Raw genomic sequence first — 24039 nt, 5'->3', positions numbered from 1 at the left:
GTTTCCTTGATCAGTTGATCGTGAAGTTGGCCATCATCCCCATGTCCTCGTGTTCGAGGTTGTGGCAGTGGAAGACGTAGCGGCCCTTGTAGTCGCTGAACCGGATGGCGATCTGGACCTTCTCGCCCTTGTTGAGGAAGACGGTGTCCTTCCAGCCCACGTCGTAGGGGCCCGGGGCCTGGCCGTCACGCGACACCACCTGCATGGTGGCGTTGTGCACGTGGAACGGGTGGTGGAAGTCCGAGGTCACGGTCCACACCTCGGTGCTGCCGGCCTGCACGTCGGCCTCCGAGTAGGTCGGGTCGTAGACCCGTCCGTTGATCTCCCAGTCGGCGCCGGCCCGGTGGAACCTCATGGTGCGCGTGGACTTCGCCGAGCTCGGAACGATCGAGTCCATTGTGGACAACGTGGCCGGCACGCTGCTGGTGTCGGTGGCCGTGCGGGCCACCTCGAACCGCATCACCGCGGCGGTCGAGCCGGAGCCGAGCTGGTTGGTCAGGGTGATCCGGTCGCCGACCTTGCGCTGGCTGAAGTCGATGACCACGTCGAACCGCTGCGCCGGCGAGATGGCGATGGTGTCCAAATGCTGGGGCGCGGCCAAAAGGCCCTGGTCGGTCCCGATCTGGGTGAAACCGGCCGAGCCGTCGAGGGCGAGCTGGTAGGTGCGGGCGTTGGAGGCGTTGAGGATCCGGAAGCGGTAGCGGGCCGCGTCCACCTTCAGCACCGGCCACGGGGCTCCGTTGACCAGGATCACGTCGCCCATCACGCCGTTGTCGGCGTCCTTCTGCACGCCGGGAGTCGACCGCATCGTCGGGTCGAGCGCCGGGTACAGGAAGGATCCGTCGGCGGCGAAGGCGCGGTCGGCGATCATCAGCGGCACGTCCCGATTCCCTTGCGGCAGCGGGAGAGCCTGCTCCTCGGCGTCGCGGGCGATGTGGAAGCCGGCCAGGCCGCGGTGCACGCTCGCGCCGGTGAAGTCCATCCGGTGGTCGTGGTACCAGAGCGTCGCCGCCCGCGGCGGCTTCGGGTACGTGTAGTCCCGCGTCTGCCGGGTGACGACCGCCTGCGGGTCGGCCATCGACGGCATGTCGCCCATCGCCGGCATGGTGGAGAAGTCGCCGTAGGACGCGGCCGGCAGCACGAAGTCGGTGGGATATCCGTCGCTGTCATGGGGAATCGCCCCGCCGTGCAGGTGCACGACGGTCGGCACCGGGAGGTCGTTGCGATGGGTGACCACAACGTCGCGGCCGGGGTTCTGCACGATGGTCGGCCCGGGGAAGGTGCCGTTGTAGCCCCAGATCGGCGTCTTCAGGCCGGGCAGGATCTCCGCCGTGGCCGCCGACTGCGTGATCTCGTAGTAGTCGGTGTCGGCGGTCCGGCGGGTCGGCTGGAGTTCCTGGGGAATCGGCAGCGTCGCGCTGAACTGCGCCGGCAGCGGGGCCTCGCTGGTCAGCGTCTGGATTCCGGAGTTCGGGTCGTCGGCGCCTGGTGAGCCGCCACCGTCGTTGCCGTGAGTGTCGTTGTGGTGGGTGCCCAGGAACGGCCCGCCGAACGGACTCCCGCCGCCGGCACCGCCACGGCCGAAGGCCCCGGCGACATCGGCGATGACGGCGGCAGCGGCCACGGCACCGGCGATGCCGACGGTGGTCAGCACGGTGCGCCGGCTCAACGCGGCCTCGGTCAGCGGGGGATCGGCCGCGACCGATACAACGGCCCGCTCCGGCCGTGGGAACAGGGTGAACATCGCGCCGGCCAGGAGAATCAGCATCGGACTGGTGCCCGCGGCGCCGCTGCCGAGGCCTTGCGTGAGCTGGCCGACGACCCACGTGACGGCGCTGAGGCCGATGGCGGTCCACAGGAATGTCCTTGCGTGCCAACGGAGACCGACGGCCGCCCCGATCAGGACCGACAAGCCCGCGGCCACGAGGGCGATGGCCTCGGTGTCGTCGGCGACGCGCAGCCAGAGCCAGCCCATGCCGATCCACAGCGCCGCCCACATCACGCGGGCGCCCCGATCGCCCAGCAGGCCGCCGGGACGGCCGTTGGGCCAGACGACCAGGGCGACCGGCACGATCAACACGGCCGCCCCGGTGAACAACAGTCCGAAGGACTCGCCCAGCCACCAGATCAGCGCCGCACCCACCACGGAGCCGGCGAGCGCGATCCGGACGGTGGGCCGCCAGAGCAGGCCGACCCCGATGCCGATCTGGGCCAGCGCGACAACGGTCGGGGCCGAGGCGAACGGGGGCAGCTGTCCCGCCCCGTCGATCACCCAGAACAGTCCGAGCGCCGACTGAACGGCCCGAACGGCGTCCGAGGCGAGATACCCGCGAATTCTCGCCAATGACGAGGAGTTGTGCCGCTTGCGGGGGACGGCGGTGATAAAGAGGCTCATCGGGTCGGCTCCGGCCGTAGGCATGAATGCACCGGATGAGCAATTGCGATCCTCATGCGGAAAGCGTCGCCGGGAACGCGTTCGCCGGCATCGCGCCGGGGAAGGCCGCCGGTACTGCCGAGGAAGTGTCGCGGCGTACTTCCTGGGGAGTACGGCCGTCATTCTCTCGTAAGATGTCCGCCGCCGCGCTCGCCAACTACCCTTGCGGGGTGAGCACCCAAGGCGTCGCACCCGGCAGCCGATGGCGGTTGCCACCGCTGGTCGCGGACATTGTCCTGGCGGTCGCGGTGACCGTCATCACGGTGTGGGGCTGTTACAGCGAGTCGAATCCGTCCTTTGACGCCGGACCGTTCTATCACGGGAATGTCATCGTTCCCGCTCCCGCATGGGCCTATCTTCTGGTGGCCGCGGCCGGCATGGCGTTGATCTGGCGCCGCCGCCATCCGCGGGCGGTGCTGGCGGCCACGATCGTCGGCGTGCTGGCCTTCGCGCTCCTGGGCTACATCAGCGACGCCGCGCTGATCATCCCGCCCATCGCGCTGTACGCGGTGGCGCTGGCGGCGCCGGTGCTCGAAGCCGTCCTGCTCGGCGTGGTCACGCTCGCCGCGCTGGCGGTGGCCATCGTCCTCGGCCCGGCCGTCGCGATCACCAGCGGCGACATCGCGCTGACGGGCCTGGTGGCCATCGCGGTGCTGGGCGGGATCGCCAGCGCCAACCGGCGGCGCTACATCGAGGAGGTCCGGGTGCGCACCGAGCTGATCGAGCGGACGCACCAGGAGAAGACCCAGCGCACGGTCGACGCCGAACGGCTGCGGATCGCCCGCGAGCTGCACGACGTCGTGGCCCACACCATGTCGACCATCAACGTGCAGGCCGGCGTCGCCGCCTACGTCGGCAGCGACCTGCCGCCGAACGCGGTCAGCGCGCTGCGGGCCATCAAGACCGCCAGCAAGGACGGGCTGCGGGAGCTGCGGGCGATCCTGTCCGTGCTCCGGCAGGTCGACGCTCCCGACTCGACCCAGCCCCAGCCGGGGTTGGCCCGCCTGGACGCCCTGGTCGCCGGGGTCATCGCCGCCGGCCTGCCGACCGCCGTCGTCACCACCGGCGAGCCGCCGGCCGCGCTCCCGCCCGCCGTCGACCTGGCGGCCTACCGCATCGTCCAGGAGTCGCTGACCAACGCCATCCGCCACGCCGGGCCGGCCACCGCCACCGTCGAGATCACCTACGGCCGGCGGGAGGTGAGCCTGCGCGTCACCGACACCGGATGGGGGCCGCCGACCAGCTGGCCGACCACCGGACACGGCGTGATCGGCATGCGCGAACGGGCCGCTGCCGCCGGTGGGCAGCTCGGGGTAGGCCGGGCCCACACCGGTGGATTCGAGGTCACCGCCCATCTGCCGCTGGAGTCCGTGTGACGATCCGTGTGCTGCTGGCCGACGACCAGGCCCTCATCCGCGCCGGTTTCCGGGCGCTGCTCGAGCACACCGAGGACATCGTCGTGGTCGGGGAGGCCGCCGACGGCGACCAGGCCGTCCGCCTCGCCGCGTCCACCCGGGCCGACGTGATCCTCATGGACATCCGCATGCCCGGCGTCGACGGGCTCGAAGCCACCCGGCGCATCGCCGACAGCGAGGACCTGGCCGGGGTGCGGGTGCTGATCCTGACCACGTTCGAGTCCGACGACTACGTCTACGAGGCGCTGCGGGCCGGCGCCGCCGGCTTTGTCGTCAAGGACACCGAGCCCGCCGACCTCGTGCAGGCCGTGCGCATCGTGGCCGCCGGGGACGCCCTGCTCTCGCCCGGCGTCACCCGCCGCCTCATCGCCGACATCGCCGCGAGGGCCCGCCCCGACCGGGTGGTGACCGACTACCGCCTCGACCGGCTCACCGACCGGGAGCGCGAGGTGCTGGCCCTGGTCGGCCGCGGGCTGTCCAACGACGAGATCGCCGGCAGCCTGTTCCTGAGTCCCTTCACCGCCAAGACCCACGTCAGCCGCATCATGACCAAGCTCGCCGCCCGGGACCGGGCCCAGCTCGTCGTCATCGCCTACGAGACCGGGCTGGTGACCGTGGGCTCCGGCTCCGATACCGCGCAGCAGGCGGCGGGCGTGAGGCGGGAGTCCAGGCCGTAGGTGGCGGAGTCGGCCTTGACAACGTAGACCTCCCACGGCTCGCGGCCGGGGCCGTGGACCCAGACCTTGTCCTGCACGGCGTAGCAGCAGGTGGTGTCGGCCTCGACGTCGGTGAACAGGCCGAGGGCGGAGAGCCGATCGGTGGCTTCGGTGACCTGGTCGGTGGACTCGACCTCGACGCCCAGGTGGTCCAGGGCGGTCGGCTGCTCGGGGGAGCCCTCCAGCAGCACGAGCTTCAGGGGCGGCTCGGCGACGGCGAAGTTGGCGTAGCCGGGCCGGCGCTTGGCCGGGTCGACGCCGAACAGCTTGGTGTAGAAGGCGATCGAGGCCTCCAGGTCGGAGACTCGCAGGGCCAGCTGGACACGGGACATGACACGCTCCTTGGATAGACAGTCATCGAATCAAGCCGCTGAGTAGATTGCGCTCTAGATAGAGGGCTGTCAAGATAGACGTATGTCGAAACAGCTGCCGCTGGTGGCGACCGAGGAGTTGTGCTGCTCCCCGCTGACGCGCGAGCCGCTGACCGAGCAGCGGTCGGCGGACCTGGCCCGGGTGTTCAAGGCGCTGGGCGACCCGGTGCGGCTGCGGCTGCTGTCCCTGATCGCCTCCCACGCCGGCGGCGAGGCCTGCGTCTGCGACCTGGCCGACGCGTTCGACCTCACCGGGCCGACGATCTCCCACCACCTGAAGGTGTTGCGCGAGGCCGGCGTCATCGACGGTGAGCGGCGGGGGACCTGGATCTACTACCGCGTCCTGCCCACGACATTGCAGGCGCTGTCCACGGTCCTGACCACGGACTCGGCCGGCCCGTGAACGGACGACTGTCCACAGTGGACTTTCGGTCTACGCCGCGCTGTCCTATCCACGGGAGCGAAAGTGACCGATCTGCCTGAGGTGTTGTTCGTGTGCGTGCACAACGCCGGCCGCTCGCAGATGGCCGCGGCGTTGCTGGCTCACCATGCTCAGGGCCGGGTCACGGTCCGGTCGGCGGGCTCGGCGCCGGCCGAGACGGTCAACCCGGCGGTGGTCGCGGCGATGGCTGAGCTGGGATTGGACCTGTCGAAGGAGTTTCCCAAGCCGTTGACCGACGACGCCGTGCGGAAAGCCGATGTGGTGATCACGATGGGGTGCGGCGACGCCTGCCCGGTGTATCCCGGCAAGCGGTACCTGAACTGGGAGTTGGCGGACCCGGCCGGCCGGGACGTCGAGCACGTGCGGCCGATCCGGGACGAGATCGACCGTCGGGTCGTCCAACTGCTGGCCGAGTTGGCGGTCAGCCCGTTCTAGAGTGATGGTCGGATCAGTCATGTCGCGGAAGGGGCGCGGATGCTGTACATGTACGGATTCGACCGGATCGGCGTCGTGGTCGGGGATCTGTTCTTCGTCGATCCGGAGCCGATCAAGGGCCAGGAAGGCGCCGAGCGCGGCGTGCGGCTGGAACTGCGGCTCATCGCCAGCGGCCCGCTGAAGGGCACGATCTACTCCGCCTATCCGATCGCGGTCGAGGACCCGGTGTGGCGGGTGGACCTGCTGGAGTCGGTCGAGGGCCGGCCGGGCAGCTTCGACCGCACCCACCACCATCCGGCCTTCACCGACTGGGATCCGGGCCACCGGGTGTTCGTCCGCGAGCTGTCGGCCGATCCGCTGGGCTGGCTGGCCGACAAGCTCGCCGACCTGGACGGGGTGCTGTCCGAGGCCGGCTTCCCGGCCGACACCGCCGGGCCGGACGACGCGGCCGAACTGCGCCGGGCGGCCCCGGAGATCGTGGCGGCCACCGGCCGGCTGCTCGAACGGGTCCGCGCCGGTGAGCTCGGTCGTCCGCCGGCCGGCGAGCTGCCGGTCTCGGCCGATGGCAAGCCCGCGGTGGTCCGCACCGGCTGGCTCTGACGTGAAACGGGGCGGGCCGCATGCGACCCGCCCCGCTCACTCACTCCTCTTGCGCCACGCCGCGAAGCGACATGGCCAGCGGCCGTCCCGGACGACCGCTCGGCCCGAAACTCCGCGCCCGCACCCGGCTGCCGATCGCCGGGAACTCCGCCGGACCGTGCACCACCGTGTCGGCGACCTCCGGAATGTTGACGTGCGCGTACGCGTCGAAGTCCGGGAGGTAGAGCCCCAGCCCGAAGGCGTGGTGGCAGATCACCTCCGCCCACGCGATCTCGCCACGGGGCAAGGAGAACTCCGGCAGGCCCAGCTCGTTGTGCATGTCCCAGTCAGGGTCCAGGTGCTTCATCACTTCCGCCAGTACCGGGGGTAGGAGTTCAACTGCGACACCGAGTTGATGGGAATCTCCAGTTCGGTCAGCGGCCCGCCCTCGTAGGGGTACTCGTACCGCGCGAATTTGGCGTCGAAGTCGCGCTTGGGCACGACCACCGAGATGATGCCCTCACCATACGAGCGGGCGTACTTCTCCGCGACCGCGCGGTCCCGGGTGAAGTAGGCGAAGCCGTTGCTGCCCTCGGACTGGAACTGCGAGGGCTGGAAGCCGTGCGTGTACATGCACTCGCCCATGCCGCGCTGCGGGGCCTTGTAGATGGTGACCGTCTCGTCCTCGTCGTTGCGGGGAGTCGGCGGCCGCGGGACCGCGGTCGGCCCCTCGGTCGGCTTGTTCTGCGGTGTCGGCTCGTCCCGTGTCCCGGTGGGGATGCGGATCTTGGGCATCGACATCGGGGTCGGCGGGGCCAGCGTGCCGCCGGCGAAGTAGCCGACGATCATGGGGGCCCCGACCGCGAACGCGCCCACGACCAGCGGCAGGTCCGCGCCGCCGGTGGCCACCACCGACGCCACCAGCGCGACGCCGACGACCGCGCCGACCAGGCCGCCGACGATGGCCCCGAAGATGCTCCACATGCCGTTGGGATCGTTGGCGTTGAGGGGATTGCCCAGGGCGTAGCTGTACGGCGTGCCGGTGCTGTCGATCGCCGGGTCGACCGTGAGGAACAGCGCGGTCGCCGGGTCGTAGTAGCGGGACTTCAGGTAGACGAAGCCGGTTTCGGGATCGCTGTAGCCCTGCCCGTACTGCAGCGGCGTGTCGGTGCCGCTGTGGCCGGTGACCTTGCCGTACGGGGTGTAGGCGTACGAGCCGCTGACCTTGCCGGTCGAGTCGGTCAGGGCCCGGGTGTTGCCCACCTGGTCGTGGAAGTACCAGAACGTGCCGGCCGGGCCGATCTGCTCGATCGGCATGCCGCCGGGCCCGTACAGGTAGCTGGTCGAGCCGTCGCCGATCAGGTTCTCGCCGTCCCACGTGAAGTGGGTCGTCGTCGTGCCGACCGTCTTGCTGGTGCGCAGGCCGACGCCGTTGTAGGCGTAGCTCGCGGTCCCGGCCGGGGTGGTGGCGCCGGTGAGCCGGTTGGCCTGGTCGTACGAGTAGGTGCTGGTCGTGCCGGCCTTGGTGCGGTTGCCGAGCCCGTCGTAGGTGTAGGCGGTGGCCCCGGTCGGCGCGCCGGCGCAGTTGGGGTTGGCGACCGGCGTGGCCACGGTCCAGCAGAGCTGTCCGGCGGCGTCGAACGTCTGCTGGGTCCCGCCGACCAGGGTCGGGTTGCCGGCCGGATCGGTGGCGAACGAGGTGGTCGTGCCGCCGGCGGTGACCGAGGACAGCTGGTTCAGCTTGCTGTACGAGTAGGTCTGCGCCCCGTCGGGCAGCCCGGTCGGCGTCTGCCCGGTCAGCTGGTTGGCCGGGTCCCGGGTGTAGCCCAGGGAGGCCAGCGCGGCGCCGCCGGCCCCGGTCAGCGTGGACGAGGAGACGGTGTCGGCGTTGTCGTAGCCGCTGGTGACGGTGGTGCCGTTGGGATAGGTGATGGTCAGCAGTTGGCCGTCGCGGCCGTAGCCGAACTTGGTGGTGTTGTTGTTCCAGTCGGTGATCCCCGTCAGCCGGCTGGCCGCGTCGAACGTGCGGGTGACCTGCTGCCCGGCGCCGCCGGGATAGGTGACGCCGGTCGGCCGCCCGGCCTGGTCGTAGCTGTACTTCAGCGCCGCGCCGCTGCCGTCGGTGGTGCTGGTGACATCGCCGAACGCGTCGTAGGTCCAGGTCGACGTGCCGGTGCTGTCGGTCATGGCGACCTGCTGCCCGACCGAGTTGCGCAGGTACGACACCGACGGCGTCACACCGTCCGAGTAGCTGGTGCCGATCTGCTGGCCGGCCGCGTCGAAGCTGTCGGTGGTGACGCGGCCGGTGGGGTCGGTGGTGGTGACCGGGTTGCTGACCTTGTCGTAGCCGGTCTTCCACACCTGGCCGTCCGGGTTGGTGCGAGTGATCGCCCGGGCCCGGCCGTCGTAGGTGTAGCTGGTCTTGCCACCGGCCGCGTTGACCGTGTCGGCGACGGTGTCGTCCGGATTGTAGTCGGTCCTGACGGACGTGCCGTCGGCCCGGGTCAGGCTCACCACATGGCCGGCCGCGTCGTAGCCGGTTGTCGTGGTGTTGCCGTTGGCATCGGTGTCGGTGAGCTTCTCGCCGTCGACGTCGTAGGTGGAACTCTGGCTGTGCCCCAACGGATCCACGGTCTTGGTGACGTTGCCGTGGATGTCGTACTGGGTGGTGACACAGCCCCGCGCCGGCGGCGTGCAGCCGGGAGTGACCCCAGCGGCGACGCCCTCGGGGGAGACCGTGGAGGTGACCCGGCCGGTGCTGGTGTCGTAGCCCATCATCGCCTTGTCACCGAGCGCGTTGGTCGCGGTGACCATGTCGCCGTACGCGTCGTAGGTGGCGGTCGCGGTGTTGCCAGCCACATCGACCGTGCGGGTGCGGTCGGAGGGATGGGCGGGATCGTCGTAGTAGTAGGAAACCGTGCGCGTGGGCAGGGCGACCGTGCCGCTGTTGACGATCTCGCTGGAGGCCGCCAGCTGGGTCGTCGTCACGCTGGTGAGGTCGCCGTAGCCGAAGCCGCCGGCGTTCGTGCCGCCGCCGGCCAGGGCGATGTGCCCGGCCTCGTCGATGTTGTTGCTGGTGCGCACACCCTGCGGCGTGATCGTGGCGATCAGGTTGCCGTGGTCGTCGTACTGGTAGTTGGTCGCGAACCCGCGCGCGTCCGACGAGCTGATCTTGTTGCCGTGGTCGTCGTAGGCGAAGGTCTGGAGATTGCCCAGCGGATCGGTGACCGACGTGACGCCCAGCGTGACCGGGTCGTAGGTGTAGGTCCAGGTGCCGGCGTCGGCGCTGCCGTAGCCCTTGGTCTCGCTCATCAGCAGGCCGTTGGCGTAGCTCTGCAGATCCTGGTGCCCGGCCGGATCGGTGACCAGCACCTGCCCCGCCGCCAGACCGCCGTTGGGGCCGTAGGTGAACGACGTGGTGTGGCCCATCGGGTCGGTCTGGGTCAGCACCCGCTCGCTGCCGTCGTAGGTCATCGACGTGACCGGCGCGGGATTCGTGGTGACACCGAAGTTCTTCGGCGTGCGCATGGACGTCATCAGATGCGTGCCGGCCTGGTAGCCGTACTGCATGTGGTCGTCGTCCTTGAGCGACGGCGTCCGGGTGGTGCCCACCCCGTAGACGTCGGTGAGGTTGCCGCCGGCGTCGTAGGCGTAGCTGACCTGACGGCCGGCCGTGTCCGAGAGACCGGTGATGTGGTTGCCGGTCCACGTCAGCGTGTACCGGCGGGAGGCCGGGTCGGTGATCGTGGTCAGGTGCCCCGCGCCGTCGTAGCCGAAGGTCAGCGCGTACGGGGGAGAGGCCTTGCTGCCGGCGATGTCGGTTTGCGACTGCATGCGCCCGGAAGCGACGTCGTAGGTGAAGATGTCGCTGCCGCGCCGGGTGTAGGTGTAGGTCGTGCCGTTGCGGGCCAGCGTGGCGTCGTACCGCGGTGCGGACGGGGCGTAGCCGCCGCCGGTCTGCGGCAGGAAGGTGACGGTCGAGCCGTCCTCCTGAGTGATCGTCACATTGCCGGTGGTCGCGTCGGTGGTCGCCGCCGAGTTGTAGTTGAACGTCCAGCCGTAGCCGAACGGCCCGTCGACGGCCAGCTTTCCGTTGGGGCCGGCCGGATCGGCGATCGACTCCGCGTAGGAGCGGGTCAGCGACAGCGGCAGGCGGCCGGTGGTGGACAGGTCGGTGAACGTGTCGCCGAAGTAGCCGGTCGAGGTGTCCACGGGGTCGCCGGCCGTGCGGCGCACGCAGCCGCAGTTGACGAAGGCGGGGTTGCTGCCGCGCGGCGCGTCGATCACGGTCGGCGGGCCGCCGACGACCGCGCCCGCTCCCATCGGGATGAAGGCGATGGCGTCGAACGCGACGTCGAAGTCGGAGTAGTCGATCGCGTTGGTGCCGCCGGTGGTCGGCGACGCGTTGGTCAGCTGGACGTACCCGCCGGGCTGCATGGCGACCGTGGCGATGGTCACCCACTGCTCGGACTGCCAGTCCTGGTTCACCCGGTACTGCCACGGGGCCACGCCGCCGCCCGGATAGATCTTGTAGACCACGTTGGTCGCGGTGGCCCCGATCGACGGGATGTGCAGCTTGATCTTGTAGTTCTGGGCCGAGCCGGACAGGTTCGGCGTCCAGGTGCCGGTGTTGATCAGCGTCTGGTCCGAGCCGGTCTCGGTGTGCGTGAACAGCGAGTGCCCGCCGAGGCCTGCGCCCAGCTGGTGGGTGTCGATCGCGCCGATCGGGTCGCCCTTGGCGTTCGTGCCGTAGCTGTAGGCGAAAGTGCCGCCCTGGGACCAGTTCGGGTTCGAGCAGCCCTGGAGGTTCAGGTCCGGATAGGACTGGGCCTCGTCGACGATGATCGGCGTGCCCCCGCCGCCGAGCTTGGAGAAGTCGACCTGGCAGGACGGCGGCCACGGGTCGGACACCGCGGGCTCGTGGCCGCCGGACGTGCCGTAGTCGCTGGTCGCGCAGGTCTGGGCGCAGTTGGCGATCCACGTCTTCGGCGCGTGCCACCAGCATTCGTAGTCCGACAGCGTGCAGGAGCCGGCGTCAGGCGGGTTCGGGTTGGTCCAACCCGGCTGGCACTTGTTGTCGGCCGGCGTGCAGAAGGTGGCGAAGGCCGGCAACTGCGGCCAGGTGCTGCCGCCGTGATAGCTGGGCTTGGCGTAGGCCGGGTTGCCGCCGCGCAGCAGCGGCGACGCCATCCAGCCCATGATCCGTTCCTGGTACGGCCAGCTGCCGGGATGGGCCGCGTCGGCGTAGGTCAGCTTCAGGTACGGGGCGCGGTTGGGCGGATACACCGGGTTCAGCGGGTTGTTGGCCCAGCCCAGGCCCCAGGTGCCGTCGGGGCCGGTGCAGGTCGGGCTCGGCGTGCAACCGGTGGTGTTGCCGTAGGAGGCGTCCCGCGGCTGGATGCCCGAGTTGTAGGCCCACGCCGCGAAGTACCAGTTCTCCAGGTAGCGCGGGCTGCCGTCGTTGGGGATGATGCCGGCGGCGTAGAGCTTGTTCCAGGTGGTTTGCAGGATCTGCAACGCGTAGGCGATGTTCTCCTGATAGTCCACGGCGACCTTGGTCTGGCCGTTGACGCTGAGGATCTGCCCGGTCGAGGCGGCGTCCATGCCGGTGGTGGCCTGGCCGACGCCGTAGCCGCAGTCCGCGCCGGCGTAGTTGATCGACTTGATGTCGCCGCCGGCGCCGTAGTAATCGGCGATCAGCGGGTCCGAGGCCATGCCCGGCAGGGCGTGCCAGGAGGCCTGGTTCCAGTTGGACTCCTGGGCCATGATCGCCGCGAACACCGAGCGCGGCACCGTGTCCCAGCTGTCCGAGGCCGGGTGGGACAGCGCGATCTTGGGGAAGTTGTCGTTCGGCGCGTACGCGGCCAGGCCGAGGTTGTCGAAGCCGGCTGGGCGGGAGTAGCCGTTGGCGGCGGTCAGCAGGTTCTGCTCGGCCATCTGCGCGGCCCAGTCGATCTGCGCCGGGGACGGTTGCAGGACCTGACGGTTCTCGGCCAGCCTGGGCACGGCGCACTTCGGCGTCTGGGCCGCGGTGGCGTTGGGGGAGGCGGTTTTCGGCGAGGCCTGTGGGGAGGCGGCGGCGTCGCCCTTGGGCTGCGGCTGGCCGGCCGACGCCTGGGTGGACTGCTCAGTGGCCACGCCGTCGGGCTGGAATGCCGACACGGCCGAGGTTTCCGTGCCGCCGGAGGTGGCCCGGTCCCGGGCGACGACCTTGCCGGTACGGGTGGACAGCAGTGTCGGAGTGTCCTTTGTGGCGTCCGCCGCCGCGCCGATCAGGGCATCGCCGTCGAGCGAAGCGCCGGTCGCGCCGCGCGGCAGGGCCTTGGGGTCGGCGAGCACCCGGCCGTCGGCGTGGCTGCCGTTGGCGGCCCCGACGATCACCGTGTGGCCGGCGCGGCCGGGGAAGACCTGGAGCGTGCCGCGGTCGCCGTGCGCGATCTCCGTCAGGGCGCCGGAACGCTCGTGCATCGCCCGGGCCTGCACGTTGTGGTCGGCCGGCAGGTCGACGAGATCGACGCCGCCGTCGGCGGCTGCCCGGACCTCGAACGGCGTGCCGCCGACCGACGCCAGCTTCGAAACCTTGCCGTCCTGGCCGACCTTCACCAGCGCGGAGCCGAGGACGCCGACGACGCCGGCCTCCGCCGGCACCGCCGAGGTCAGCTGGCCGTCGACCTTCGCGGTGCGCAACACCTTGCCCACGGCCAGATCGACCGTGACGACATCGGTCTTCTCCTCGTTGGCGCCGAGCGCCGCGGTGAACGTCGCCTCGTCGCCGACGCCGCATCCCGGGGAGTGGTACTGCGACGCCACCCCGCTGGCCAGCGGGGTCACCTTGCCGCTGCCGAGGTCCACGCCGAACGCGTACGCGCCGTGATCACGAGCAGTAGTCAGGTTCACCGCCGAGATCGGCAGAACCGTGACAGCGGCATACTTTCCGTCACCCGAGACGCACTGGTAGCCGGTCCACGACCGGTCGTCCAGGCCCGCCGGCTTGAGCACGGCGACCTGACGCCAGGCGAAGCCGGTCTTCTCCGTGCCGACCTGGAGGTGATAACCCGACCCGTCGCCGAACCCGTCCAGCAGGACATCGCCCGACTTCGCCGCGTCCGGCCCGAAGTCGCTCGCGCCTCCCGATGCCACCTGCGGCGTCGGCGCTTCGGCCGCCACCGCCTGGACACCCTGCACGTTGCCGACCGCCATGACGGCCGCCAACCCGGCCGCGACGGCCGACCGACCACGCCACCCCGTGAACGATCTCCAGGGTCTGCCGGCACCACGCATCGATCGCGCTCCTCGTCGTCCCGAGGCAGCACGAGCCAGGCCGCCTCATCCCCCCGCTCGGCAGCCCGAGACGGCGAGCAAACGATAAGCGAGCGCCTCACGCCGGGATATACGCCGTCCGGCCCGCTACGAAGGTCGTGAGCCGGACACTTGGCACCACAACGCCCATTCGCGGCAGTCGGTCAGTCCTGCCACCACGACAGAAGAATCGGCCACCGGGACCCCGGCGGTCATCAGCCCGTGCAGCAGGCTCGCGGTCCACGAGGTCCCGACCGGCCCGCCGCCGCCCACAACCAGTGCGGTCATCACAACATTCCTTTCCCCCGCAACACGGGAATCGACGGGATCTCCGGTGCGGCGGCGATGTCCTCCGGCGTCATCCGGAAGCTCTCCGGAAAGGCGTCCCGCTCGGTCCGCCGGGCCGGTTCACTGGTCCGCCAGCTGTACTGGCAGCGTTGGCACAGCAGCACTTCCCACGCCCCGGGGACCGGTGAGGTGTGCAGCGACTCGATGACGTCGTGGGCGCAGCGTGGACACATGGACGGCATCCTCCTGGGATGTCAGCGGCCGGCGGCCAGGTGCCGCAGGCGGGTCAGCCACGCGGCCGTCTCCGGCAGGTCGTGCACCTGGTTGCCGTAGTTGCCCCGGTCGTCGGGGGACACCGGCGTGGTCGCGTCGATGATCAGCTTGTCGACCACGCCGGGGACATCGGCCTGCGGCGCGAGTTCCATCACCGGCGAGTTCGGGATGACGACCAGGTCGTGGGCGGGATTCATCTTGGTCGACAGCGCCCACATCACCTGCGGCAGGGTGAACGGGTCCACGTCCTCGTCCACGACGATCACGGTCGTCGCGTAGCCCAGGCCGTGCGGGGTGGTCAGCACGCGCAGCCCCACCGACCGGGCGAAACCGCCGTACCGCTTGGCCGTCGACACGATCACCACCAAACCGTGGGTGCACATGGCGTTGACCGCCCGCACCTCCGGGAAGTCGGCCTTGAGCTGCCGGTACAGCGGGGCGCAGGTGTTGGCGGCGATCAAGTAGTCGATCTCCGTCGGCGGCATCCCCAGATAGAGGTGCTCGAAGATCGGGTTGTCACGGTAGGAGATCCGATCGACGCGGATCACCGGCATCCGCCGCCCGCCCGAGTAATGCCCGGTGAACTCGCCGAACGGACCCTCGATCTCCCGCCGCCGTCCCTCGATCACACCTTCGATCACGACCTCGCTGCCCCACGGCACCGGCAGGCCGGTCAACGGGGCGGCCACCACCGGCGCCGGTTCCCCGCGCAGCGCGCCGGCCAGCTCGTACTCGTTCTCGTCGTAGCGCATCGGCGTGGCCGCGACGATCGGGATCACCGGCTCGTTGCCGATCGCGATCGCCACCGGCAGGTCCTCGCCCCGCGCCTCGGCCTTGCTCAGGTGCAGGGCGATGTCGTGCACCGGCACGGGTTGCAGCGCCATCTTGGCCCGGCCCTTGACCTGGATCCGGTAGATGCCGACGTTCTGCTTGCCGCTGTGGTCCGGGTCGTCGGGATCCTTGGACACGACCGCGGCCTTGTCGAGGTAGAACCCCGCGTCGCCCTCGTTGAGGCGAACCAGCGGCAGCACCCGGAACAGGTCGACATCCGCCCCGCTGAGGGTGTTGCGCGCCCAGGGCGGGTCGTCGCGCCACTGCGGCTTGACCGGGAACTCGTCCCAGCGCCGCACGAACTCGCGGATCTGCTGCTCGACCCCGGTCTGCTTGGGCAGTCCCAGCGCCAGCGCGTGATTCGCCCACGAGCCGTGCACGTTCATGGCGATCCGGGCGTTGGTGAATCCGTGGACGTTGTCGAAGTACAGCGCGGGCGCGGCGTCCCCCATGCGGCCGGCCGCGTTGGCCGCGGCGGCGATGTCGGGTTCGGGCCGCACCGGCTCGGTGATGCGCAGCAGCTGCCCCTCGTCGTCGAGGGCACGCAGGAAACCGCGCAGATCGTCGTAGGCCATGGTGATTCCTCCGGTTCAGGCGCTCGACGCCCGGGCGGCGTGCATGCCCTGCCAGCGCCTGGCCGCCGGCGCCGGCAGGTCGAACTGGTCGAGCACGCGGGTGACGATGTGGTCCACGATCTCGTCCACTGTGGACGGACGGTGGTAGAAGGCCGGCATCGGCGGCACGATGCGCACGCCCATCCGGGCCAGGGCCAGCATGTTGTCCAGGTGGATCTCGCTCAGCGGGGTCTCCCTGGGCACCAGCGCCAGCGGCTTGTGCTCCTTGAGCACCACGTCCGCGGCCCGGGTGACCAGGGTGTGGCCGTATCCGGCGCGGACGGCGGCCAGCGTCTTCATCGAGCACGGCACGATCACCATGCCGTCGACCCGGAACGAGCCGGACGAGATCGCCGCGGCCTGGTCGTCAGGGCCGTACACCACGTCGGCCAGCGCGCCGATCTCCCGCACCGAGCGGCCGGTCTCCAGTTCGAGGGTGGCGCGAGCCCAGCGGGAGACCACCAGATGGGTTTCCACCTCTGGCATCGCGGCCAGCTGTTCCAGCAGGCGCACGCCCAGCACCGCCCCGGTCGCCCCGGTCATGCCCACGATGAGTCGCACCATCAGCTCCTAGACTTTTTCGGTCGAACCCAGTCGAGGCTATGGTGATCAAGGCGGACTCAACTGGGCAGTCGGAGACACAACATGGTGAAAAACGGTCAACCCGAGATCGCCTCGCTGCCCTACCGGGCCGGCGTCGGGGCCCCGCCGGGCGTGGAGGTGGTGGACTTCGCCGGGCTGGCCGCCCGGGCCGCCGGGCACGGCGTCGACCCCTGGAGCCTGCAACGGCCGGAGTTCCACAAGCTGATCGCGGTCCGGTCCGGGACCCTGCGCTGCTCGCTGGACTTCACCGAGCACGAGCTGCGCCCCGGCAGCTGGCTGTGGGTCCGCCCCGGGCAGGTGCACCGGTACGACTCGGACCTTCGCCGCGCCAAGGGGCGGGTCGTGCTGTTCCTGTCCGGCTTCCTGGACGGCGCCACAGCCGAGATCGCCGGCGTCGACCGCGTGCCGGCCTTGCCGTCCGTGGAGGTCGGGGACGACAGCGCGTGGCCCGTGCTCGACCTGGTGGACGCCGCGTATGTGGAGTGGGCCGAGCGGCCGGCGGAGATCCAGGTCGAGTTGCTACGGCATCTCCTGGCCGTTCTCGTGCTCCGGCTGGCCTTGGCGTCCGGCGACGTCCCCCGGCCGGTCGACGACGCCTTTCGGCGCTTCCACGCCGCCGTCGAACGGGACTTCACCCGCACCCACCGTGTCGCCGACTATGCCGCCGAACTCGGCTACAGCGTGCGCACTCTGACTCGGGCCACTCAGGCCGCCGTGGGCTGCGGCGCCAAGCGCTTCATCGAGGAGCGGGTCCTGCTGGAGGCCAAGCGCCTACTCACCCACACCGACCTGCCCGCCGCGGCCGTCGGTCAGCGGGTCGGTTTCCCCGATGCCACGGCGTTCACGAAGTTCTTCCGTCAGCACGCCGACCAGACGCCGTCGGATTTTCGCCGCCATGGCTCGTGAAGAGCGTCAACGCCGTGTGGCGTTGACGCGTTCCTCATCCGGTCGTGATGTCCGGATACTGCTCACGCCGGGCGGCGGTCAGAGGAAGGTGAACAGCCGGTCGGCGTCGAACCGTGAGATCGGGTTGGTGTAGACCCGTGCCGGGTCGGGATAGCCCAGCGCCAGCAGCACCGTCGTGCTGTGGCCGGCCTCGCGGATCTTGAACGCCTTGTCCACGCTGGTCGGGTCGAATCCCTCCAGCGGCGTGGCCTCGACGCCGAGCTCGGCGGCCGCCATCATGGTCAGGCCCACCGCCATGTAGGTCTGCTTCTCCATCCAGTGGTTGAGGTCCTTGTAGCCGTAGGCCCGCAAGCTGAGGAAGTCTCGGGTCATCGACTCCCAGCGCTGCTGCTTGGCCGGGTCGGGGAACCGGCCGTCGGCCCGCTCCTGGGCGAACACCGCGTCGAGGTGGCTGTCGGGCACGTCGGCCCGGGTGGTCAGGATGATGGTGTGCGAGGCGTTGAGGACCTTCTCGGCGTTGTCCTGGAACCGTTCGCCCAGGTTGTCGGCCAGCCGCTGCTTGCCCTCGGGCGTGGCCAGCACGTAGAAGTGGTTGGGCTGCACGTTCACCGAGGTCGGGGTGGAGCGCAGGAACCCGAGCAGCTGCCGCAGGGTCTGCTCGGGAATGGTCCGGCCGGCGTCGAAGTACCTGGTGAGGTGCTTGGTCATGAGCCTGTCGAGGTTCACCTGAATCTGCCTTGTTCCTTGTGATGGGTGGTCACGGACGGACGCGGATGACGGTCTTGCCCCTGACCCGCATGGCCGGGTCGAACGCGGCGACCGCGTCGTCGAGGGTGGCGACGGCGCCGATGTTCGGCCGCACGCGTCCATCCCGCACCCGCTGGGCGATCTCACCCAGCTGGGCGCGGTCGGGCACGACGACGAAGTCGATCGCCACGCCGTCGGCCGGCCGCGCCTCGGGCGGACCGGTGACGGTGACCAGGGTTCCGCCGGCCCGGATCAGCGCCGCCGAGCGCTTCTGGACTTCGCCGCCGAGTACGTCGAACACGAGGTCGACGCCGCCGATGTCCTCCAGCGAATCACGTTGCAGGTCAACGAATTCATGCGCGCCGAAGTCGAGCGCGGCCGGCCGGCCGGCCGCGCGTCCGGTGCCGATGACGTGCGCGCCGGCCGCACGCGCGAGCTGGGCCGCCATCGATCCGACCGCGCCGGCCGCGCCGTGCACCAGGACGCTCTGCCCGGTCCGAAGGCGGCCGTGGTCGAACAGGCCTTGCCACGCGGTCAGACCCGACATCACGACGCCGGCGCCGTCGGTGAAGTCGACATCGCCCGGCAGGGGCGCGAGGTTGCGCGCCTCCACGACCGTGTACTCGGCCAGCGTGCCGTCGCGGGTCCAGTCCGTGAGGCCGAAAACCCGCTGCCCCACCGACAATCCGGTGGTGCCGTAACCGAGAGCGGTGACGACGCCGGCCAGCTCGTGCCCGGGAATCGACGGCGTCCGATCACGGCCGAGACGGTCGGTCCAGGTCGAGGGCCACTCCAGCTCGTCCCCGGTGAAGCCCGAGGCGTGCACCTCGACCACGACGTCGCCGTAGCTCGCGCCCTCGAGGCCGGCCAGCTTCACCGCATCCGGCTCGGGCCGCTCCACCAGGCTCATGCCGGCCGTCCCGGCCGCCCGGTCCGTCACCACGATCGCCTTCATCTGAACTCCTCACGGACGGACGCGGATGATCGTCTTGCCCTTGACCCGCTCGGTCGGGTTGAACGCGGCGACCGCGTCGTCAAGGGACGCGACGTCGCCGATGAGGGTGCGCAGCCGTCCGTCCCGAACCCGCTGGGCGATCTCACCCAGCTGGGCGCGGTCGGCCTCGACGACGAAGTCGATCGCCACGCCGTCGGCCGGCCGTGCCTCGGGCGGGCCGGCGATGGTTACCAACGTTCGGCCGGCCCGGACCAGGCCCGCCGAGCGCTTCTGGATCTCGCCGCCGAAGATGTCGAACACGAGGTCGACGCCGCCGACATCCTCCAACGAATCGTTCTCGAGGTCGACGAACTCGTGTGCGCCGAAGTCGAGGGCGGTCGGCCGGTCGGCGGCGCGTCCGGCGCCGATGACGTGCGCGCCGGCCTCGCGGGCCAACTGCGTCACCACCGAACCGACTCCGCCGGCCGCGCCGTGCACCAGCACGCTCTGGCCCACCTGGACGCGGCCGTGCACGAACAGCCCCTGCCACGCGGTCAGGCCCGAGATCGGCAGGCTGGCGCCGACCGTGAAGTCGATGTCGCCCGGCAGCGGCGCGAGGTTGCGCGCCTCGACGGCCACGTACTCGGCCAGCGTGCCGTCGCGGGTCCAGTCCGTGAGGCCGAAAACCCGCTGCCCCACCGACAATCCGGTGGTGCCATAACCGAGAGCGCTGACCACGCCGGCCAGCTCGTGCCCGGGGACCGACGGCGTCCGATCACGGTCGAGGCGGTCGGTCCAGGTCGTGCTCCAGACCAGCTCGCCCGGCGTGAACCCGGACGCGTGCACCTCGACCAGCACGTCGTTGCCCGCCGCCGCGGGCCGCGGCCGATCCGCCAGCGTCATCCCGGCCGTTCCCGCGGCCTGATCCGACACCACAATCGCCTTCATCCGAACCCTTCCCGTGTCGATGACCGGCGGCCACCCGATGTGGACCATGTCGTCCGCAATGCTGCTCAGCACAGTCATGCCCAGCCATGTGTCTCGGCCGTGTTGGACCTGATGGTCCAGTTCGTCGAGGCTAGCCCGGGACCGGCCCGGAACCTGGGACCACTTGGCCCCCGCGAACGGGGACCAGTCGGCCGGTCAGCGAAGGGCGCGGACCAGCGCGTCGAGCGCGCCCGACCAGGCGCTGGGGGAGGAGGCGGCGAAGCCGACGGCCACGCCGTCACGGTCCGAAGTGGACCCGGGATGCCGGAAGAACTCCAGGGGCTCGATCGTCACCTGTTCACGGGCCGCGCGCCGCACCAGCTGGGCGCCGGTCCGACCGGGCCGGTGCAGGACGATGTGCAGCCCGGCGGACATCCCGGTCACCCGCGTGGCGGGCGCGTGCCGGCCGAGCAGGTCGACCAGCTGCTGGCGCCGCCGGCGGTACTGCGAGCGCATCGCCCGGATGTGCCGATCGTACGCCCCCGACTCGATGAAGTCGGTCATGGCCAGCTGGTTGACGAACCCGACGGTCTCCTCGGTCTCGCCCTTCTCCGCGGCGATCGGGGCGACCAGGTGGTCGGGCAGGACGAGCCAGCCCAGGCGCAGCCCGGGCGCCAGCGACTTGCTCGCCGTGCCCAGGTAGATCACGTGGTCGTGTTCCAGTCCCTGCAACGCGCCCACGGGCGAGCGGTCGTAGCGGAACTCCCCGTCGTAGTCGTCCTCGATGATCAGCGTGCCCCGACGCCGTGCCCAGTCCACGACCGCCGCCCGCCGGTCGGGATGCAGCGCCACCCCCAATGGGAACTGGTGTGACGGCGTGAGCAGAACCGCGCCCAGATTCGGCATGTCGTCGAGCATCGACACGTCGGCCCCGTCGGCATCCACCGGGATCGGAACGGCATCGATCCCGGCTTTGACCAACGCCTCGCGCTGGGTCTGTAGACCGAACTCCTCGACGCCGACGGTCGTGACCCCGGCCTTCACCAGCGCGGCGGCCACCAGCCGCAGGCCTTCGGCGGCCCCGCTGCACACGACGACGTTGTCCGCCCGCGCCCGCAGCCCCCGGGCCCGAGCCAGATACCGGGCGACGACCTCGCGCAGTTCACGCCGGCCATGCGGATCGGTGTACCCAAACGCCTCGAACGGGGCCGTGCTCACCGTCCGCTTCACCGCCCGGATCCACTCGTCCCGGGGGAACGACGACAGATCCGGTTGCCCGGGACGGAGATTGTGCGCCAGCTGCGGGTGGGCCGCGGGCGGGCGCGGCCGTTCCCGTTCGCCCGCCGACTCGGCCGAGCGCCGCGCCACTTCGGTGCCGGAGCCGTGCACCCCGGTGAGCCAGCCTTCGTTGATCAGCTCCGAGTACACCCGGACCACGGTGTTGCGGCCCAGCCCGAGGTCGGCGGCCAGCGCCCGGCTGGAGGGCAGCCGCGTCCCCGGCGCCAGCCGCCCGCTGCGGATCGCCTCTCGGAAGGCGTCCATGAGCCCCGCTCGCACATTACGGCCGAGGTGGCCGACATGCAGGTCGAGGCCGGACGCTCGTTCGGTCATGTCGGACAACGATACGACTCACGAGTGGGGATCGTTGGCCTGGAGCTGGTCCCCGGTGGTGGAGACGTAGACGACCAGCAGCTTGGCCCGTTCGGTCGTGCTGGCGTTGGCGGCCACGACGTGGTGGGCGCCCGGCTGCTCCGACCAGTTCTGGCCTTGGTGGAAGGTCGTCACCGGCTGGTCGTCGACCTGGCTCCGCACGTCGCCTTGCAGCACGTAGGCGTACACAAAAGCCTGGCCGTGCCGGTGCGGCGGCGCGGCCGCGCCGGGCGGGAAGTCCACGATCTGCGAGGTGAACGTCTTGCCCTCGGCGTTGGGAAGGGCCTGCTGGAGCAGAACATTCACCTCCGGCGGCGACGAGGGGGCCGTGCTGGCTGCGGGCATGCTCCCGTTGGCGGAGCCGCAGGCTGCCGCCCCGGCCAGCACGGCAACGGCCAGCAGCGGACCGGCGATACGCGATGGAACCATGAGTGCTCCCACTAGCGGTTGGTCGACGAAGTAGCGGCAGAATGGACGATTCGGTCCACACTGAGGGGGAACTCGCCCACGGGCGCGAGGGCCAGCAGCAGGGCGGCGGCCGCGGCGGCGAAGACGGAGTTGCTCAGCGGGGCTTCCCAGCCCAGGAACAGCCCCATCGACAGCGCGAATCCGAGCAGCAGCGCCGCCGAGGCCCCGGCCGCAAGGCGCACGAGGACGCCGAGCAGCAAGGCCAGGCCCAGCACCGATTCCGCGGCGGTCGCGCCCCATGCGGCGGCGCTTTGGAGCCCGTCCGGCACGTACGGCGAGAGGGTATGCGTGTAGGCGGTGTACGCGGCGAAATCGCCCCACCCGACCGACGCGGTGTTCGGCGGGCCCCACCAGCCGAACCGATCGGCGACGGCCGAGAGGAACCCGGCGGCCAACGTCAGCCGCGTCACCACCGTCGCGGCCGACCACACGCGTTCCCGTGGGGCGATGGACGGCAAGGATTGCTCACTCGACAACACGACTCCGAAACTAATCCGTTTTCGACCCGGAACCTGGGACCACTTGGCCCCCGTGAACGGGAACCACTCGGGGGGACCGGGTGGTCCACTTCCGCGGCGGCCGTGATCAAACGGGGTAGCCTTGGGCGGGTGAGCAGGCCGGAGAACGCGCGGAGGCTGACGCCACGGGGCGCCGCCACCCGCGCGCGCATCGTGGCCGCCGCGGCCGAGCTGATGTACGTGAAGGGCGTGAACGCGACCACGCTCGACGATGTCCGGGCCGCCAGCAACACCAGCAAGTCCCAGCTCTACAACCACTTCCAGGACAAGGCGGAACTGGTCCGCGCCGTCGTCGCGGCGCGGACCGCGCAGGTCCTCGACCGTGAACGCGGCCACCTCCAGCGCTTGAAGTCGTTGCGTGGCCTGGTCCGCTGGCGCGACGCGCTGGTGCGGCACAACGCGTTGCGCAGCGGCGCCTACGGCTGCGCGCTCGGCTCGATGGCCAGCGAGCTCGCCGACCAGGACGACCAGGCCCGGGCCACGCTCGCCGCGTCTTTCGCCGAGTGGGAAGGGCTGCTCGCCGCCGGCCTGCGGCGGATGCGGGACGGCGGTGTCCTCAGGCCCGACGCCGATCCCGAGCGGCTGGCCACCGGTCTGATGGCCGCATTGCAGGGCGGGTACCTTCTCGCCGAGACCGCACAGGACGTCAGGCCCATGGAGATCGCCCTCGACATGGCGCTCGACCACGTGCGGTCGTTCCGCACGGCGTAGTGGTTCCCGTTCCCGGACGCCAAGTGGGCCCAGGATCCGGGCCGCACCCGGGTTAGCGTCAGCCAACTGGACCATCTCGTCCAGGCAGGCCACGCGAACCACCACAGTGGAGTGATCACCATGTCGGCACGTACAGCCCTGATCACCGGCGGCACCAGCGGTATCGGGAAGGCGACCGCCGAGATTCTGCGCAAGCGCGGCTACCGCGTCGCCGTCACCGGGCAACGCCCCGAGAGCGTCGCCCAGGCCCGGGCCGAGCTGCCCGACGAGGTCCTGGTCCTCCAGGCCGACGCCCGCTCACTGGCCGACACCGACCAGGTCGTGGCCGACGTCGGCGCCCGATTCGGCAGCCTCACCACCCTGTTCCTCAACGCCGGCGTCAGCCGTCCCATGACGCTGGAGACCTACGACGAGGCCGCCTACGACGACGTCTTCGCCGTCAACACCAAGGGCCAGTTCCACACCCTCGTCAAGGCCCTGCCCCTGCTCTCCGACGGCGCCTCCGTCATCGTCACCGTCGGCATCGGGGCCACTCGCAGCCTCACCGGCAACAGCGTCACCGCCGGCTCCCACGGGGCGTTCCTGGCCATGATCCCCACCCTCGCCCTCGAACTCGCCCCCCGCCGCATCCGGATCAACGCCGTCAGCCCCGGCTTCACCGACACCCCCATGACCCGCGCTTCCCTCCGCACGCTCTCCGGCGACGCCGCCGCGGCGATGAGGGCCCTGGCCGAGAAGAACCCGCTCGGCCGCCTCGCCACCCCCGAGGACATCGCCGGCACCGTCGCGTTCCTGGCTTCGGACGACGCCGCCTACGTCACCGGGCAGGAGATCCTCGTCTCCGGCGGCGCCGGCCTGGCCGTCTGACCGCCCTCGGG

General features: G+C 70.7%; 22 protein-coding genes. 8 read left to right on the top strand and 14 right to left on the bottom strand.

Going from position 1 to position 24039, the window contains the following annotated elements; genetic code table 11:
* Positions 1–10: 10 nt before the first annotated feature.
* Positions 11–2395, bottom strand: coding sequence for a multicopper oxidase domain-containing protein (locus ACIG5F_RS40055; protein ID WP_396525312.1), 2385 nt, complete (start codon positions 2393–2395; stop codon positions 11–13).
* A 209-nt stretch (positions 2396–2604) separates the two neighbouring features.
* Here ACIG5F_RS40055 and ACIG5F_RS40050 point away from each other — a divergent pair, with 209 nt between their 5' ends.
* Together ACIG5F_RS40050 and ACIG5F_RS40045 are read left to right on the top strand one after the other, a co-directional pair.
* Positions 2605–3810, top strand: a complete 1206-nt coding sequence (locus ACIG5F_RS40050) for a histidine kinase (RefSeq protein ID WP_396525311.1) — start codon at positions 2605–2607, stop codon at positions 3808–3810.
* Positions 3807–4526: a response regulator gene (locus ACIG5F_RS40045; RefSeq protein ID WP_396525310.1), complete on the top strand. Its 720-nt coding sequence runs from the start codon at positions 3807–3809 to the stop codon at positions 4524–4526. The genes ACIG5F_RS40050 and ACIG5F_RS40045 overlap by 4 nt, the downstream gene beginning before the upstream one ends.
* Here the strand turns inward: ACIG5F_RS40045 and ACIG5F_RS40040 are convergent.
* Complete coding sequence (locus ACIG5F_RS40040; protein ID WP_396525309.1) at positions 4442–4897, bottom strand: ArsI/CadI family heavy metal resistance metalloenzyme; 456 nt, start codon at positions 4895–4897, stop codon at positions 4442–4444. The genes ACIG5F_RS40045 and ACIG5F_RS40040 overlap by 85 nt on opposite strands.
* Positions 4898–4979: 82 nt before the next feature.
* Between ACIG5F_RS40040 and ACIG5F_RS40035 the strand changes: the two genes are divergently transcribed.
* The 3 genes from ACIG5F_RS40035 (at position 4980) to ACIG5F_RS40025 (ending at position 6413) form a co-directional block, all read left to right on the top strand.
* On the top strand, positions 4980–5339 hold the full coding sequence (locus tag ACIG5F_RS40035; RefSeq protein ID WP_396525308.1) for an ArsR/SmtB family transcription factor: 360 nt from the start codon (positions 4980–4982) through the stop codon (positions 5337–5339).
* A 63-nt stretch (positions 5340–5402) separates the two neighbouring features.
* The gene (locus tag ACIG5F_RS40030) at positions 5403–5813 is read left to right on the top strand and encodes an arsenate reductase ArsC (RefSeq protein WP_396525307.1); all 411 of its coding nucleotides are present in this window, start codon (positions 5403–5405) and stop codon (positions 5811–5813) included.
* 39 nt (positions 5814–5852) lie between these two features.
* Positions 5853–6413, top strand: a complete 561-nt coding sequence (locus ACIG5F_RS40025) for a hypothetical protein (protein WP_396525306.1) — start codon at positions 5853–5855, stop codon at positions 6411–6413.
* A gap of 40 nt (positions 6414–6453) precedes the next feature.
* Here ACIG5F_RS40025 and ACIG5F_RS40020 read toward each other — a convergent pair whose 3' ends face one another.
* The 6 genes from ACIG5F_RS40020 to ACIG5F_RS39995 form a co-directional block, all read right to left on the bottom strand.
* Positions 6454–6759 carry a hypothetical protein gene (locus ACIG5F_RS40020; RefSeq protein WP_396525305.1) on the bottom strand — a complete coding sequence of 102 codons (306 nt, stop codon included), beginning with the start codon at positions 6757–6759 and terminating at the stop codon, positions 6454–6456.
* Positions 6759–13592 (bottom strand): RHS repeat-associated core domain-containing protein, encoded by a 6834-nt coding sequence (locus tag ACIG5F_RS40015; RefSeq protein ID WP_396525304.1) that lies wholly within the window; start codon positions 13590–13592, stop codon positions 6759–6761. The genes ACIG5F_RS40020 and ACIG5F_RS40015 overlap by 1 nt, the downstream gene beginning before the upstream one ends.
* Positions 13593–13799: 207 nt before the next feature.
* On the bottom strand, positions 13800–13979 hold the full coding sequence (locus ACIG5F_RS40010; RefSeq protein WP_396525303.1) for a hypothetical protein: 180 nt from the start codon (positions 13977–13979) through the stop codon (positions 13800–13802).
* A complete protein-coding gene (locus ACIG5F_RS40005) occupies positions 13979–14212 on the bottom strand; it encodes a non-oxidative hydroxyarylic acid decarboxylases subunit D (RefSeq protein WP_396525302.1) in 234 nt (77 codons plus the stop codon). The genes ACIG5F_RS40010 and ACIG5F_RS40005 overlap by 1 nt, the downstream gene beginning before the upstream one ends.
* 21 nt (positions 14213–14233) lie before the next feature.
* Positions 14234–15658, bottom strand: a complete 1425-nt coding sequence (locus tag ACIG5F_RS40000; RefSeq protein ID WP_396525301.1) for a non-oxidative hydroxyarylic acid decarboxylases subunit C — start codon at positions 15656–15658, stop codon at positions 14234–14236.
* A 15-nt stretch (positions 15659–15673) separates the two neighbouring features.
* A complete protein-coding gene (locus ACIG5F_RS39995; RefSeq protein WP_396525300.1) occupies positions 15674–16258 on the bottom strand; it encodes a UbiX family flavin prenyltransferase in 585 nt (194 codons plus the stop codon).
* Between the two features lie 84 nt (positions 16259–16342).
* Between ACIG5F_RS39995 and ACIG5F_RS39990 the strand changes: the two genes are divergently transcribed.
* The gene (locus ACIG5F_RS39990) at positions 16343–17206 is read left to right on the top strand and encodes a helix-turn-helix domain-containing protein (protein ID WP_396525299.1); all 864 of its coding nucleotides are present in this window, start codon (positions 16343–16345) and stop codon (positions 17204–17206) included.
* A gap of 78 nt (positions 17207–17284) precedes the next feature.
* On the opposite strand, the gene ACIG5F_RS39985 is transcribed toward ACIG5F_RS39990, so the two are convergent.
* The 6 genes from ACIG5F_RS39985 to ACIG5F_RS39960 all read right to left on the bottom strand — a co-directional run bounded on the left by ACIG5F_RS39985 (position 17285) and on the right by ACIG5F_RS39960 (position 22411).
* Complete coding sequence (locus ACIG5F_RS39985) at positions 17285–17932, bottom strand: nitroreductase family protein (RefSeq protein WP_396525298.1); 648 nt, start codon at positions 17930–17932, stop codon at positions 17285–17287.
* A gap of 31 nt (positions 17933–17963) precedes the next feature.
* Complete coding sequence (locus tag ACIG5F_RS39980) at positions 17964–18908, bottom strand: NADP-dependent oxidoreductase (protein ID WP_396525297.1); 945 nt, start codon at positions 18906–18908, stop codon at positions 17964–17966.
* Between the two features lie 9 nt (positions 18909–18917).
* A complete protein-coding gene (locus ACIG5F_RS39975) occupies positions 18918–19835 on the bottom strand; it encodes an NADP-dependent oxidoreductase (RefSeq protein ID WP_396525353.1) in 918 nt (305 codons plus the stop codon).
* 195 nt (positions 19836–20030) lie between these two features.
* Positions 20031–21425: a PLP-dependent aminotransferase family protein gene (locus ACIG5F_RS39970; protein WP_396525296.1), complete on the bottom strand. Its 1395-nt coding sequence runs from the start codon at positions 21423–21425 to the stop codon at positions 20031–20033.
* 18 nt (positions 21426–21443) lie between these two features.
* Positions 21444–21893 (bottom strand): cupin domain-containing protein, encoded by a 450-nt coding sequence (locus ACIG5F_RS39965; RefSeq protein ID WP_396525295.1) that lies wholly within the window; start codon positions 21891–21893, stop codon positions 21444–21446.
* Between the two features lie 11 nt (positions 21894–21904).
* On the bottom strand, positions 21905–22411 hold the full coding sequence (locus tag ACIG5F_RS39960) for a hypothetical protein (protein ID WP_396525294.1): 507 nt from the start codon (positions 22409–22411) through the stop codon (positions 21905–21907).
* Positions 22412–22540: 129 nt separating this feature from the next.
* Here ACIG5F_RS39960 and ACIG5F_RS39955 point away from each other — a divergent pair, with 129 nt between their 5' ends.
* Both ACIG5F_RS39955 and ACIG5F_RS39950 read left to right on the top strand, forming a co-directional pair.
* Entirely contained in the window at positions 22541–23161 is a 621-nt protein-coding gene (locus ACIG5F_RS39955; protein WP_396525293.1) for a TetR/AcrR family transcriptional regulator, read from the top strand.
* 120 nt (positions 23162–23281) lie between these two features.
* Positions 23282–24028 (top strand): SDR family oxidoreductase, encoded by a 747-nt coding sequence (locus ACIG5F_RS39950; RefSeq protein ID WP_396525292.1) that lies wholly within the window; start codon positions 23282–23284, stop codon positions 24026–24028.
* The last annotated feature ends 11 nt before the right edge of the window (positions 24029–24039 follow it).

Source organism: Kutzneria sp. NPDC052558 (assembly GCF_044547355.1).
Lineage (GTDB): Bacteria > Actinomycetota > Actinomycetes > Mycobacteriales > Pseudonocardiaceae > Kutzneria.
The sequence above is the reverse complement of the archived record's forward strand: the minus strand, read 5'-3'. Positions and strand labels throughout refer to the sequence as shown.

What these genes read in the sequence shown, in the direction of transcription:
- ACIG5F_RS40055 (WP_396525312.1), bottom strand. Translation starts at nt 2,395, where the DNA reads ATGAGCCTCTTTATCACCGCCGTCCCCCGCAAGCGGCACAACTCCTCG.
- ACIG5F_RS40040 (WP_396525309.1), bottom strand. Translation starts at nt 4,897, where the DNA reads ATGTCCCGTGTCCAGCTGGCCCTGCGAGTCTCCGACCTGGAGGCCTCG.
- ACIG5F_RS40035 (WP_396525308.1), top strand. Translation starts at nt 4,980, where the DNA reads ATGTCGAAACAGCTGCCGCTGGTGGCGACCGAGGAGTTGTGCTGCTCC.
- ACIG5F_RS40025 (WP_396525306.1), top strand. Translation starts at nt 5,853, where the DNA reads ATGCTGTACATGTACGGATTCGACCGGATCGGCGTCGTGGTCGGGGAT.
- ACIG5F_RS40020 (WP_396525305.1), bottom strand. Translation starts at nt 6,759, where the DNA reads ATGAAGCACCTGGACCCTGACTGGGACATGCACAACGAGCTGGGCCTG.
- ACIG5F_RS40015 (WP_396525304.1), bottom strand. Translation starts at nt 13,592, where the DNA reads ATGGCGGTCGGCAACGTGCAGGGTGTCCAGGCGGTGGCGGCCGAAGCG.
- ACIG5F_RS40010 (WP_396525303.1), bottom strand. Translation starts at nt 13,979, where the DNA reads ATGACCGCACTGGTTGTGGGCGGCGGCGGGCCGGTCGGGACCTCGTGG.
- ACIG5F_RS40005 (WP_396525302.1), bottom strand. Translation starts at nt 14,212, where the DNA reads ATGTGTCCACGCTGCGCCCACGACGTCATCGAGTCGCTGCACACCTCA.
- ACIG5F_RS40000 (WP_396525301.1), bottom strand. Translation starts at nt 15,658, where the DNA reads ATGGCCTACGACGATCTGCGCGGTTTCCTGCGTGCCCTCGACGACGAG.
- ACIG5F_RS39990 (WP_396525299.1), top strand. Translation starts at nt 16,343, where the DNA reads ATGGTGAAAAACGGTCAACCCGAGATCGCCTCGCTGCCCTACCGGGCC.
- ACIG5F_RS39980 (WP_396525297.1), bottom strand. Translation starts at nt 18,908, where the DNA reads ATGAAGGCGATCGTGGTGACGGACCGGGCGGCCGGGACGGCCGGCATG.
- ACIG5F_RS39975 (WP_396525353.1), bottom strand. Translation starts at nt 19,835, where the DNA reads ATGAAGGCGATTGTGGTGTCGGATCAGGCCGCGGGAACGGCCGGGATG.
- ACIG5F_RS39970 (WP_396525296.1), bottom strand. Translation starts at nt 21,425, where the DNA reads ATGACCGAACGAGCGTCCGGCCTCGACCTGCATGTCGGCCACCTCGGC.
- ACIG5F_RS39965 (WP_396525295.1), bottom strand. Translation starts at nt 21,893, where the DNA reads ATGGTTCCATCGCGTATCGCCGGTCCGCTGCTGGCCGTTGCCGTGCTG.
- ACIG5F_RS39950 (WP_396525292.1), top strand. Translation starts at nt 23,282, where the DNA reads ATGTCGGCACGTACAGCCCTGATCACCGGCGGCACCAGCGGTATCGGG.